This is a genomic window from Chitinophagales bacterium, assembly GCA_020636495.1.
Taxonomy (GTDB): Bacteria; Bacteroidota; Bacteroidia; order Chitinophagales; family Chitinophagaceae; genus UBA5543.
The window spans coordinates 132441-145347 of sequence record JACJXQ010000009.1 but is presented as its reverse complement, the minus strand read 5'-3'; the positions used below and the strand labels follow the sequence as shown (position 1 = coordinate 145347).

Here is a 12907-nt window from a genome sequence, read left to right as displayed (position 1 = left end):
ATCTGTATTTTACGCCGGTTATGAAGCATTTTGAACCCATACTCAACGGCGCTTTCGTGATAGACCTGCCGGCATTTTTTGACGACAGGGGTAGCTTTGTCAAAACATTCCATGAAACTACATTAGCACAGCACGGAATACAGTTCAGTCTTAAGGAAAGTTATTTCTCTTTGTCTAAGAAGGATGTGATACGTGGTATGCATTTCCAGACACCTCCCCATCAACACGCCAAGATCGTTTTTTGCCCGCAGGGTGCTATACTGGATGTGATAGTAGACCTGCGTAAAAGCTCAGCAACCTATGGGCGATACTATGCTCAGGAGTTGTCAGGTGAGAATCATAAAGCCTATTATATACCCAAAGGCTTTGCTCATGGATTCAAATCGCTTACTGATGATGCGATAACTTATTACCTGGTATCGTCAGAATACAGTAAAGAACATGATACCGGTATATTGTATAATAGTTTCGGGTACGACTGGGAGGTAGATAGCCCTGTCATATCGGAACGGGATATGTCATTCCCAGCATTATCAGACTGGAATACGGTATTTAAGTAAGTAAAACAGAATTACATATAAGATCATGCAAAAAGAACTTAAGCAATTAGGAATCAGTAAGATGAACGAAGGTGCTTTTACAGGCACAAAATTCAGGAAAGGAGGCAGTGAAACAATAGTTTCTTCTTCACCGGTAGACGGTAAGGAAATAGCTGCGGTAAAAGCAGTGAACCGCAAGGCGTATGATGCGGTGATCACACAGGCGCAAACAGCCTTTGAAGAATGGCGGATGTGGCCGGCACCAAAGAGGGGTGAAATAGTAAGACAGATAGGGGAAGCACTAAGAAAAGAAAAACAAGCTCTAGGCAAGTTGGTGAGCTATGAAATGGGTAAGAGTCTGCAGGAAGGGCTGGGTGAAGTACAGGAGATGATAGACATAGCCGATTTTGCAGTAGGTCTTTCCCGCCAACTGTATGGTTTGACCATACACAGCGAAAGGCCTATGCACAGGATGTATGAGCAATGGCACCCGCTGGGCGTGGTAGGTATCATCAGCGCGTTCAACTTCCCGGTAGCTGTGTGGAGTTGGAACGCTTTTATAGCATGGGTATGCGGTGACACCTGTGTGTGGAAGCCTTCGGAGAAAGCGCCTATGTCAGCGGTAGCATGTATGAATATTGTAAGCAAAGTATTTAAGGCGAATAAAGTGCCTGAGGGTGTTTGTGGTTTGGCTGTTGGTGGCAGAGAAGTAGGTGAATGGCTGAGCCATGATGCACGCGTACCATTGGTATCTGCAACGGGGTCAATACGTATGGGCAAAGCGGTAGGGGCAGCTGTTGGTAGCAGGCTCGGCCGCTCTCTCCTGGAGTTGGGTGGCAATAACGCTATAATAATTACTGAAAATGCCGATTTGAATATTGCATTGGTTGCCTCTGTTTTTGGCGCAGTTGGCACTTGTGGCCAAAGGTGCACCAGCACACGCAGGCTCATCATCCACGAAAGTATCTACGATAATTTCAAGAAGAAACTGGTGCATGCTTACAAGCAACTGAATATTGGTACACCTCTTAGCGAAAAGAACCATGTTGGCCCGCTGATAGATAAGGATGCGGTACAGACCTACATGGATGCGATAGCGGCGATAAAAGAACAAGGGGGTAAGGCTGTAATACCAGGTGGTGTGCTGAAAGGTCGTGGCTATGGCAGTGGTTGCTATGTGCAGCCATGTGTGTACGAGGCTACCAATGATATGCCAATAGTGCAGAACGAAACATTTGCACCTATACTGTACCTGATGAAGTACAAAACAATGGAGGAGGCTATCGCATTGCAGAATGGTGTCCCGCAGGGCTTGTCTTCAGCAATTATGACGTTGAATATGCGCCAGGCAGAGACATTCCTTTCTCATAAAGGCAGCGACTGCGGTATAGCCAATGTGAATATTGGCACGAGCGGCGCTGAGATAGGCGGTGCTTTTGGTGGTGAGAAAGAAACAGGTGGTGGCAGGGAAAGTGGCTCAGACAGCTGGAAAGCTTATATGCGCCGCCAGACCAATACCATCAACTGGAGCGAAGACCTGCCATTGGCACAAGGTATCAAGTTTCATATCTAATAAATGTGCAGTTAATATAAATAAAGAGGCCTCGTTATTAACGAGGCCTCTTTATTTATAAGGTGTAATGTGATTACTTACTCGTCGTAAAATTTTGCCTTGAATATACCCAGCAGGTACGTGCCTTTGAACAGCAACAGGTGCAGACCGTTTATTTCATACCTGTCAGCATCATTCAGTGCGGTAAGTACATATTTTTCAGTTGTCATATCTGTACAGGCACGTTCTGTGATTTCCGGTTCAAATGTAAGAGTCTCTTTCCCAAGGTCGTATGTACCCGTTATCAGGTTACAACCGGAATAACCTTCCAGTTTGCTCTTTTTGTCTATCAGTTTGATGTATACTTCGCGTGAATCGGCAGGGGTTTCTACTGACTTACCGTTCATTTCATATAATGCCCAGTGAGTATTCTCCAACTGTGCTGTTTTGTGAACTTTGGTTTTCTTCTTCTTTTGCGCCATTGCATCATTGCTGAAAGCTAGGAACAATCCACAAATAACAGGTAGCAGTAATATGGCTTTTGCGTATTTCATATAATGTGTCTTTACGGGCTAAATGTACAGAAAATTGTGTTGCAATAATAATATGCTGATTACCATATAAATATTACCCAAGTTATGTTAAATGAAAATTTATTAAGTAGCTTTTGGGCGATAATACATAAGCGCAAGGCCACTATCATACACCTTGTGTTTTGATAGCTGTAATGCCTGTTCCCTTTTGATATTCGGGAAGAGTTCTATGCCCTTGCCTAACACAACAGGGATGATAGCAATGATATATTCATCTATCAGGCCGGCATCGTGTAACAGGCGATTGATCTCTCCGCCACCTACCAGCCATATGTCTTGTCCGGCTTGTTCTTTTAACCTTTTTGTAAAAGCTACCGGGTCTTCAGTAGTCAGTATTACATCGTTTGTGGCAGGTTTTGCAGCATCACTTGTAAATACATAGGTTGTTTTGCCTTTGTAGGGCCAGTCACCCAGCCCTATACAGACGTCATAAGTGGTATACCCCATCAGTAATACGTCTGTAGCGTTCATAAGCGCATTGTAACCGTAATCATCTTCATGTTCCTCTGGCAGCCAGTCCAAACCATGGTCATCTCTTGCAATTTTGCCATCAAGGCTGGTAGCTATATATAGTTTCATTTGTCTCATGCGTTAAAATTTGCTGGCTAGTAGAATGTAATATGAAAATATTAATAGCCCCCGGGACTAAAAAGCTCAAATTATGCCTTTATTTGCGTAGGTTTGAACATTAATAACAACATTATGAATTTATTTATTGGAAATCTAAACCCTATAACCACCGAGGATAGTTTACGCACACTTTTTTCAGAATTCGGAGAGATCGTATCTGTAAAAATACCAATCGACCCTGAAACAGGGCTGCCTCGTGGTTTCGGTTTTGTTGAAATGGCTGATAAATTTGAAAGTTTTGATGCTATTGACAACATTGACGGCATCTATTTTGAAGGACAGGTGATATCAGTGAAGGAGTCAAAACCCAAGAACGGTAGCGGGGGTAACAATCGTGGTGGTAGCCGTGGAGGCAACCGTGGCGGTGGTGGTTACAGGAGTAACGACCGTAGCGGCGGTTTTGGCAGAAGCAACGATCGTAACGGCGGTGGCTACAGGAGTAACGACCGTAGTAGCGGTGGTGGTTATCGTAGCAATGACCGCAGCGGTGGTAGTTATCGCAGCGACCGTGATGGTGGCAGCAGCTATCGCAGTTCTGATCGCGATCGTAATAGTGGTATGGAGGATCCTAACAGGCAGCCGGGCAGGCGTTTCAGCCCACGTGGCCCACGTCCCAACAGCGATAACTAGTTTATTGTAACAGACGATATGTTGAAAGGGATATGTATATACATATCCCTTTTATAGTTTAGTACCCTGCTTGGCACAGTTAAACCCGGCGTTTCCAAGTTCAGTTTGGATACCGGTATCCCATAGCAAAGGGTTGGTATGATTGAAATGTATGAAGTATATTTTTGCTTTTGTCACTTTGTCCGTACTATTAAATAACTGCATGGTCTCTTCCACAAAGGGGTGTGGCACTTCTTCCATTCTTCGTCCGGGTAGTTCTGTTTCATCGTAAAAAGTCGCATCCAGCAAGGCTATGTCAACATCTTTGACCTCGTTGATAATATCTCTGTCCCATTTATCCCACTTGTTGATGTCTGGAATGAACAGGTATCTTTTACCAGGAGTAATAATCGTAAATCCAGCTGTTTCTGAATACTCATCCCTGTGAGGTACGGTTCTGGCCAATACTTTGATATGCTCACCTAATCCGGTGATGGAATTAGGTTTAATTGTTTGAATATCAATGTTATGCAACTTAATCAACTGATCCCATGGTCCGTTGTTCTCCAGGAAATGCCTCATTTTAGGTAATGTGTACACTTTTACGCCCTTTGTTCCGAGTGCTTCTCTGCCAAGTTGCATCAATCCGGTGTAGTGTCCCATATGAGCATGTGTCAAAAAAATGCCATCCGGCAGATATTTATAGGCTCCGTTAGTGAGTTTGTTGAAATACTGCAACTGTTCTTTGATATCCGGAGTTGCCTCAAACATCCACCAGTGCTTCGTTTCAGGGTCTATCAAAGCAAACGATACCACATATCGCCTCTCAGATGTACCATTCCATACCCTTTGACAGCATTGTTTTTGGCAACCTATATGTGGGTAACCACCATCCTGCGCAGTGCCTAGTATCAATATAGATGACTGTGCATTTGCCATGCAAGGCAAAATAGCAATGAATAACAATAGTCGTTTGATCATACCCTGAAATTAAAAAATAAAAAATGACAGTTACTTTACGGGATGTATATAAAACAGTATAGATGTTATATCTTTAATATGTAAACGGTACAAGCCTATGAAGTGGATGCTATCCATTGCCGTAATGTTCATAATATGTGATGTATCTGTACATGCACAGCAGAACCTGGTGCATAATGGAAATTTTGAGCAGTACATCGCTTGCCCCAGCAGTTATGGATCTATTGATACCTGCACAGGCTGGAGTGGTTTTTCCGGCACTGTAGATTTTTACCATACCTGTGCGTCGTCTGTTCCGTCAAATGCATTCGGTTACCAGTTCCCTGCGAGTGGTTCAGGTTATGTGGGTATCGCAGATTTCAGTGACCCGCAGGGGCATGGTATCAGGGAGTCTTTTCAGTCGAAAATTACACCTATGCAGGCAGGAGGCACTTATGATGTGTCATTATCGGTATCGGTAGGTGAATATGCAAAATATTTTACCAATGGTTTGTGCGTGCATTTTTTTATAGACTCGCTGGTTCCTGTCACGAATACACAGAATATACCATCTGCTCCTTCTGTTAATTTCCTGTATTACGGGCTGATCTCTGATACATCCGGTTGGGTAAGGTTGCAAACACTCTACCAGGCTGACTCTGCATATAGCCGGATTCTTATTGGCTGTTTCCTGGATACACCGGTTATATCCTATTCCCTGACAGGTTTTCCCAACACCCATATATATGGTTATTGGTATATAGATTCTGTGGTGGTAAAACTGGCCAAAAATATAGGCGTTAATTACCGCGATAGCCTGGCATGTGCAGGAGATACGATACGGGTACCATATTTTGTCAGTAATCCGTCGTATTTCTATCAATCTAATAATGTTTTTACACTCCAGTTGTCTAATGCGTCAGGTAGTTTTGCCAATCCTGTAAATATTGGCACTAAAGCGTCTAACTCGTCAGACACGATCATTGGAGTGATACCCACCAATACGACAACAGGTGCAGGTTATCGTATTCGCCTGGTGTCAAGCAACGGCCAGGACACGAGCTTCAACAATGGAGTAGACATTGGTATTGGCTCAGGGATCGTTAAACCTGTTGCCTATAATAATAGTCCATCATGTTACAATGATACGCTCAGGATGTCAGCTTCAACAACTACACAAGGTGCAGGTTACCGTTGGGTAGGTCCCGGTAACTTCACCTCAGGAATACAGAACCCCTATGTTCCTAATCCTGTGCCTGCCAATGGAGGCAACTATATAGTGACTGCGCACCTGTATGGTTGCGAGGCAAAAGATACAACTACCGCTATCGTTTATGCCGGTTCTGCGCCTGCGAATACAACTGCTACTTATAACTATCCTGTATGTGCCGATGATACTTTAAAATTGTTCGGTACTGCCAGCGGCTCTTCTAATACCTATAGCTGGACAGGCCCAGGCAACTATTCTTCAACCATTCAGAATCCTGTTTTTGCGAATGCTACTACTTCAATGTCAGGAAATTATGTACTCTATGCCAGCAGCGGTCTTTGTGTTTCACGGGACTCGATCTCTGTTGTTGTAAGGCCGCGCCCTGCCAATTTCACAACTTCTGTAAACAGTCCTTTATGTGCAGGTGAGACGATCTTTTTGTCTGCGTCGTCTACATCAACAGGTGTGAGTTATATATGGTCAGGTCCCAATGGGTTCAATTCTACCAATCCCGGCCCATTCATCAGTGGTGCTGTACCGGCTCATAACGGGTATTATTATGTTACTGCTACACTGAATGGCTGCACGCTTGACGACACTCTTACTGTACAGGTAAAACCATTGCCAAACAAACCGGTAGCCGGGAGTAATACACCCATATGCTCAGGAGAAACACTGAACTTCACCTCATTGAGCACTAGCAGTAATGTAAGCTATAGCTGGACAGGCCCCAACAGCTACACTTCAGCACAACAGAACCCTTCCATCAGCAATACAACTACGGGCATGTCTGGTAACTATATAGTTTCTGCCATGATGAATGGTTGTATCAGCAAAGACACGGCAACCGTACTGGTGAAACCACTGCCGACAGCAACGACTACAAGTAACAGTGGTCCTGAATGTGTTGGCGACACACTATACATTAATATAGGCACTTCCAGCACAGGCGCTACCTATACATGGACGGGTCCGAACAGTTTCATTGCCAATACACAAAATACTTATGTAGCCAATAGTACAGTTGCAGCCACAGGTTGGTACGTAGCTACAGTAGACCTGAATGGTTGTTCCTTCAAAGACAGTACCCAGGCAATGGTGTACCCGATACCACCAACTCCAACAGTTAGTTACAGCAGTCCGTTATGTGCCGGGGAAACATTGCAATTGCTTGCCAGTAGTGTATCTGGAGCATCTTATAACTGGACCGGACAGAATAATTTTACATCAATTACTCAAAACCCGGTATTGGTAAATGTGCAGGTAAATGATACCGGTACCTACAAAGTGACAGCAACAGTGAATGGTTGTACTTCAGCAGAGGGCAGCACTATCGTGAACATAAATCCACTCCCGTTCGTAACAATTTTCCCCATGCCGGGCGACACTATTTGTTCCGGCGATAAAGTGAGCTTTACCGCATTGCCGAACAATCATGCTGGCACACCAATGTACAAGTGGTTCGTCAATGGTTTCCCCGTTGGTGTAAGCACTATTTCATATAGCAGCACTACCCTGAAAAATGGAGATGTAGTCCGTTGTGACATGACGGAATTTACTAAATGCAGCTCTGCTTATACTGACCAGAGTAATGATGTGGACATGAAGGTGTTGCCGTGGCTGGCACCATCTGTCACAATTACGGCATACCCTAACAGGACTTTACAAGTAGATGAGTATATTACGTTCACTGCTGTTGTAATAAATGGTGGCCCATTCCCTAAATACCAGTGGAAACGAAACGGTAAGGACATTGTGGGAGCAACCGGCTTTAAATGGAGTGCAAATACCATCGATGATAATGATGTGATTAGCGTTGAGGTTACCAGCGACTATAAATGCCCACAACCTGACAAAGCCAACAGTAACGGCATTGTCGTGAATGTGTTGACTGGTATTGACAACATAAATGCCAAATACGGCGATATGTTACTGTTTCCGAACCCTAACAACGGTAGTTTTACACTGAAAGGACAGGCTGAGACTAACGGTTTGATACAGTTATCCGTCATTAATACAGTAGGGCAGGTAGTGTATACAGAAAGAATCACCCCTATGCAAAACAACATTGACAGACAAATAAATACTGGATTGGTTGTTCCGGGTATTTACCTTCTGAAAATTCAGACAGCAGAAAGTACGAGTTTGACCAGGTTTACTGTCAAATAGTGTATATTTATCAAGTAATCGATACGCACCCTATGAAAAAAATCTGGTTCTTTATTGTATTGTTCGTTGCATGTAACAGTTTTGTTACAGCACAGGTTTACAATATGGTAACCACACCGCAGGATACCCAGTTCTTCAACAATGACTATGTTATCGTCAGTAAGCAGGGATTCCCTACCGGCAATAGTACTATGGGATGCAGTACCCCTTACTGGATAGGGTTGAGTGTTCCCAATGCGTTTATCTACACCTTTTCTAAGCCGGTAAATATCATTCAATTGCAAGTCTTTGCTATTAATGCAGGGGAGAGAATAGGTGTTTACGGGAATAATGGTACCAGGTACAACTTATCCAGCAGCAATTTATCTGTATTCAACTGCGGAACCACAAATATGGCCACAACAAGCGGTGGCTACCTGGAGCATAGTTCGGGTACTTATTCCAATGCTACAGTTACGATTAATTTTCCAAGTGCGGTTGATTCGGTACGTATCGCTCACCTGAATGGTTATGGAGGGGGGGCAACCTATAGTTTCGGCTTTTTGTGGGATACAGCAGTTACTATTCGCCAGCCATTCAACGATACTGTTTTTTGTACGGGAAATACTACACAGATATCATACGATGTAAATACAAAGTATAACAGCAACAATGTCTTCACGGCCCAGCTTTCAGATGCGTCCGGAAGTTTCGCCAACCCGGTTGCAATAGGAACACGTAACTCAGATACTGCCGGAACAATAAGCTGTACTATCCCTAACACAGTTGGTAACGGTGCAGGATACAGGATACGCATAGCATCTTCATCCCCGGTGCGATATTCTGATGCGAACGTCAATAATATCCGGATTGGAAATATAGACAGTACGAATATTTCTTTCACAGGTAATAGCCCTGTTTGCGAAAATGACGCGCTCAATTTGGTAGCCAGTTGCGATGTACAGGGCAGTAGTTATTTATGGACGGGACCTAATGGGTTTAACAGTCCGAGCGCGTCAACCGGTATCGCACATATTGCAATGAGCTCGGCCGGTAATTATTATGGCCGTATAAAATTTTATGGTTGCACGGTTTACGACACCATTTTGGTGGTTGTAAGAACATCGCCCAATAAACCAGTAGCCATGGCTACAACGCCCATTTGTGCCAGGGATACGCTGAAATTGAGTTCTTCAACAAGTACTAACAATGTAACATATGGCTGGATAGGCCCGGCCAGTTTTTCTTCCACTGATCAGAATCCGTTCATCGCAAATACTTCAATGTCATCATCGGGAGATTATATAGTATCTGTCACCCTGGCAGGATGTACACAGCGTGATACAGTCAGCGTGATTATCAATCCTGCTCCAACAATAGTCAGTGCACAGAATAATGGGCCTTTGTGCTCTTCTGATACATTACGTGTCAGTATTGGAACATCTTCGTCAGGAGTTACATATTCGTGGGCGGGGCCTGCCAACTTCAGTGCTTCGACACAGAATACTTATATAGCCAACAGTACCGTAGCTGCAACAGGATGGTATGTAGCTACACTTAATCTGAATGGTTGTATGTTTAAAGACAGTACCTACGCTATTGTGAAGCAAACTCCTTCAGCGCCAACTGCTTCATATAACAGTCCTGTATGTGCCGGTGAAACACTACAATTGAGCGCTTCGAATATCAGCAATGCATCATATAGCTGGACAGGGCCTAACCTTATGTCTTCACAACAAAACCCTGCTATATCAAATATTCAGGCAAGTGCGGCAGGGCAGTATTCGGTCACAGCACAGGTAAATGGATGTACGTCAGCACAGGGGAGTGTGCAGGTTGTAGTAAATGCGGTGCCCTTTGTTGTAATACTTGCCGCTCCCGGAGATACTATTTGCGATGGCTCGGTGGCTGCGTTCACAGCTTTGCCTAATAATCATGGAGGTACACCACAGTACCAATGGTATGTCAATGGAATGTCTACAGGTTCAAGTGGAATTACTTATTCTACTGTTACCCTGAATGATGCCGATGTTGTAACCTGCAAGATGACAGAATATACAAAATGTCATTCCCAGTACGTTGACGAGAGTAATGATATTAAGATGACTGTTATGCCTTGGCTTACGCCATCAGTTTCTATAACCGCTAACCCGAATAAAGTACTTGACCAGGGTGAGTTTGTCAATTTTACAGCGGTGTCTCAAAACGGAGGGCTGGCCCAGGCTTATCAATGGAAGTTGAACGGCAAAGATATTACAGGGGCAAAGGCAGCTACATGGGGTGCAAGTACACTACATGATAATGATGTAGTAACCGTTGAGATGTTCAGCAGCTACAGGTGCCCCAAACCGCAGTCGGCACTCAGCAATTCAATATTAGTTAGGGTGTACAACGGAGTAAATGATGTTAATTATATCAGCGATCTTGTACTATATCCTAACCCCAATAACGGAATGTTTACGATTAATGGTAATGTCTCAGTCAGCAGCGCTGCCAGTTTGCAGGTGCTGAATATGATGGGCGAACGGATTTACGAAGCAACAGTTCAGCCTCAAGCAGGCATTATTCACCATAAGGTTGATTCAGGCGCTATTCCGACCGGCATTTATCTGATGAGGGTAAATGTGGATGGTCATGTAGAAATGTTCCGTTTCAGCGTTGTCAATGAATAATATTGGTTTGTAGTCCGGGAAGCTTTGATCAGTCAAGCCCTTTAAGTCCGTCAAGACTTACCCTGTTCTTTTTTGCCCTGTACTCTATCAGTCCATCAGATCCTTTTCGTTCAGCATATTTGTCCAGTACATCCCTCTGTGCTTTGTAGTCATACAGCGGTACGGCATAACCGCAGGAGTCAGAGATTCGTGTGGTAGTAATGCGGATGTAAGCACGCACATCTATTCTGTTGGGAAAGAGACTATCTAATGCCGGATAATCGGTATGAGACGGTGTTATGACTTCACCGCGTCCGTGCAACCGTACTATTTTCGGAGGTCCTTCAAATGCACAGAACATAATAACGATACGACCATTCTCTTGTAAGTGTGCGATAGTTTCAACTCCGCTACCGGTAAGATCCTGGTACACCACGGTGTTGGGGCCTGTTATCCTGAACGAATCTAATCCCTTAGGGGAGCAATTGATGTGCCCTTCACCGGACAAAGGAGCAGTAGATACAAAGAACATTTTTTGGGCCGTTATCCATTGTTCCAGTTCAGGTGTTATTATGTCAAATACTTTTCCCATAGGTACGTCTTTATCTTATAAAGATAAGTATCACCGATAACACTGCCTGCTTTCAGGCTATTAAGTTAACTTTGCTCCTCATCATCCGGCACCGGACCGTTCTATGAAGTTTGAAGATTATAATATATCAGCAGAGATCAAGCGCAGCCTTGCAGAACAGAATTTCAGGAGACCTACTGATATACAGTTCAAGGCTATACCGTCCATACTGAAAAGGGATGATGTGCTGGCTATTGCGCAGACAGGTACTGGAAAGACGGCTGCATTTGCTATACCTGTATTGCACAGGTTGCAGATGCGTGGGCCGAACAAAACACCCGGGCGTGTTACTTGCCTGGTGATGGTGCCCACTCGCGAACTGGCGATACAGATAGCAGATGTATTTAAGCAACTGGGCAAATATACCCGTCTGAACATTTTAGGGCTCTATGGTGGTGTAGAACAAGATACTCAGGTGCGTAAACTGGATAAAGGAGTAGATATACTGGTAGCTACTCCCGGCCGTATGTTCGACCTGGTGAACCAGGGATATATGGATCTGGGTAAAGTAGATATACTGATACTGGATGAGGCCGACCATATGCTGGCGCTTGGTTTTTATAAGGACATAAAAGATGTATTGAAACATCTGCCGGAACAGCATCAGACCTTATTTTTCTCCGCTACCATTGATAAAGACATCAAAGACCTGGCATACAGCATCGTAAACAACCCCATACGTATACAGATATCACCCAAGGACCCGGTATCGAAAAATATTACTCATTTCGTAGCATATGTAGAACAGGATGATAAACGTTTTTTCCTGGAGCGATTGGTTAAAGAATTCCCTGAGAAAAAGATATTGGTATTCGTACGTACAAAGGTGAGGGCAGAGAGGGTTGCTGCCGCTATGGAACGTGTGGGTATACATAGCATTACCATGCACAGCGGTAAAGAGCAGGACGACCGCCTTTCTGTAATGAGCAGGTTCAAAAAAGGAGAAGTGAAACTGCTTATTACTACCGATGTAAATGCAAGAGGCATAGATATACCCAATGTAGATTATGTAGTGAATTATGATCTGCCCGATGTGCCGGAAAATTATGTGCACCGTGTGGGGCGAACAGGCAGGGGGGTGAATAAGGGTAACGCCGTATCGTTCTGCAGTTCGCAGGAAAAACCCGTACTGGATGAAATAACAAAGTTCCTGGGTAAGGAGATAACAGAGATGAAAATTGACGTACAGGATTATCGTGAAACCATTGCATTCTCGGCAGATATCCCCAACGACAACTGGCAACACCTGCTGGATGAGAACGAAAAAGCAGAGGCCGGAGCTAAAAAGAAGAAGAAAAAAAAGTAATGATGTAGTGTAGTTCGGCACTACAGGCTATATTTAATAGAAAGAGCAGCAATAAAAAGGGCAGCATGGTTTTGCTGC

10 protein-coding genes are annotated in these 12907 nt (G+C 44.0%); 6 read left to right on the top strand and 4 right to left on the bottom strand.

What is annotated here, in order from left to right:
• Positions 1-20 precede the first annotated feature (20 nt).
• Positions 21-560 carry a dTDP-4-dehydrorhamnose 3,5-epimerase family protein gene (locus tag H6550_15480; GenBank protein MCB9047534.1) on the top strand — a complete coding sequence of 180 codons (540 nt, stop codon included), beginning with the start codon at positions 21-23 and terminating at the stop codon, positions 558-560.
• A gap of 25 nt (positions 561-585) precedes the next feature.
• Positions 586-2112 (top strand): aldehyde dehydrogenase family protein, encoded by a 1527-nt coding sequence (locus H6550_15475; GenBank protein MCB9047533.1) that lies wholly within the window; start codon positions 586-588, stop codon positions 2110-2112.
• A gap of 77 nt (positions 2113-2189) precedes the next feature.
• On the opposite strand, the gene H6550_15470 is transcribed toward H6550_15475, so the two are convergent.
• A complete protein-coding gene (locus tag H6550_15470; protein MCB9047532.1) occupies positions 2190-2645 on the bottom strand; it encodes an META domain-containing protein in 456 nt (151 codons plus the stop codon).
• 102 nt (positions 2646-2747) lie between these two features.
• Positions 2748-3272, bottom strand: coding sequence for a dihydrofolate reductase (locus H6550_15465; protein MCB9047531.1), 525 nt, complete (start codon positions 3270-3272; stop codon positions 2748-2750).
• Between the two features lie 114 nt (positions 3273-3386).
• Here H6550_15465 and H6550_15460 point away from each other — a divergent pair, with 114 nt between their 5' ends.
• On the top strand, positions 3387-3944 hold the full coding sequence (locus H6550_15460; protein ID MCB9047530.1) for an RNA-binding protein: 558 nt from the start codon (positions 3387-3389) through the stop codon (positions 3942-3944).
• Positions 3945-3995: 51 nt separating this feature from the next.
• Here the strand turns inward: H6550_15460 and H6550_15455 are convergent, their stop codons facing one another.
• Positions 3996-4904 carry a pyrroloquinoline quinone biosynthesis protein PqqB gene (locus tag H6550_15455; protein MCB9047529.1) on the bottom strand — a complete coding sequence of 303 codons (909 nt, stop codon included), beginning with the start codon at positions 4902-4904 and terminating at the stop codon, positions 3996-3998.
• Between the two features lie 97 nt (positions 4905-5001).
• Between H6550_15455 and H6550_15450 the strand changes: the two genes are divergently transcribed.
• Positions 5002-8262 carry a T9SS type A sorting domain-containing protein gene (locus H6550_15450; protein ID MCB9047528.1) on the top strand — a complete coding sequence of 1087 codons (3261 nt, stop codon included), beginning with the start codon at positions 5002-5004 and terminating at the stop codon, positions 8260-8262.
• 32 nt (positions 8263-8294) lie between these two features.
• Positions 8295-10913 carry a T9SS type A sorting domain-containing protein gene (locus H6550_15445; GenBank protein MCB9047527.1) on the top strand — a complete coding sequence of 873 codons (2619 nt, stop codon included), beginning with the start codon at positions 8295-8297 and terminating at the stop codon, positions 10911-10913.
• A 28-nt stretch (positions 10914-10941) separates the two neighbouring features.
• On the opposite strand, the gene H6550_15440 is transcribed toward H6550_15445, so the two are convergent.
• Positions 10942-11484: a pyridoxamine 5'-phosphate oxidase family protein gene (locus tag H6550_15440; protein MCB9047526.1), complete on the bottom strand. Its 543-nt coding sequence runs from the start codon at positions 11482-11484 to the stop codon at positions 10942-10944.
• Positions 11485-11587: 103 nt separating this feature from the next.
• Here H6550_15440 and H6550_15435 point away from each other — a divergent pair, with 103 nt between their 5' ends.
• The gene (locus tag H6550_15435) at positions 11588-12829 is read left to right on the top strand and encodes a DEAD/DEAH box helicase (protein ID MCB9047525.1); all 1242 of its coding nucleotides are present in this window, start codon (positions 11588-11590) and stop codon (positions 12827-12829) included.
• The last annotated feature ends 78 nt before the right edge of the window (positions 12830-12907 follow it).

What these genes read in the sequence shown, in the direction of transcription:
- H6550_15460 (MCB9047530.1), top strand. Translation starts at nt 3,387, where the DNA reads ATGAATTTATTTATTGGAAATCTAAACCCTATAACCACCGAGGATAGT.
- H6550_15455 (MCB9047529.1), bottom strand. Translation starts at nt 4,904, where the DNA reads ATGATCAAACGACTATTGTTATTCATTGCTATTTTGCCTTGCATGGCA.
- H6550_15475 (MCB9047533.1), top strand. Translation starts at nt 586, where the DNA reads ATGCAAAAAGAACTTAAGCAATTAGGAATCAGTAAGATGAACGAAGGT.
- H6550_15435 (MCB9047525.1), top strand. Translation starts at nt 11,588, where the DNA reads ATGAAGTTTGAAGATTATAATATATCAGCAGAGATCAAGCGCAGCCTT.
- H6550_15470 (MCB9047532.1), bottom strand. Translation starts at nt 2,645, where the DNA reads ATGAAATACGCAAAAGCCATATTACTGCTACCTGTTATTTGTGGATTG.
- H6550_15480 (MCB9047534.1), top strand. Translation starts at nt 21, where the DNA reads ATGAAGCATTTTGAACCCATACTCAACGGCGCTTTCGTGATAGACCTG.
- H6550_15445 (MCB9047527.1), top strand. Translation starts at nt 8,295, where the DNA reads ATGAAAAAAATCTGGTTCTTTATTGTATTGTTCGTTGCATGTAACAGT.
- H6550_15450 (MCB9047528.1), top strand. Translation starts at nt 5,002, where the DNA reads ATGAAGTGGATGCTATCCATTGCCGTAATGTTCATAATATGTGATGTA.
- H6550_15440 (MCB9047526.1), bottom strand. Translation starts at nt 11,484, where the DNA reads ATGGGAAAAGTATTTGACATAATAACACCTGAACTGGAACAATGGATA.
- H6550_15465 (MCB9047531.1), bottom strand. Translation starts at nt 3,272, where the DNA reads ATGAGACAAATGAAACTATATATAGCTACCAGCCTTGATGGCAAAATT.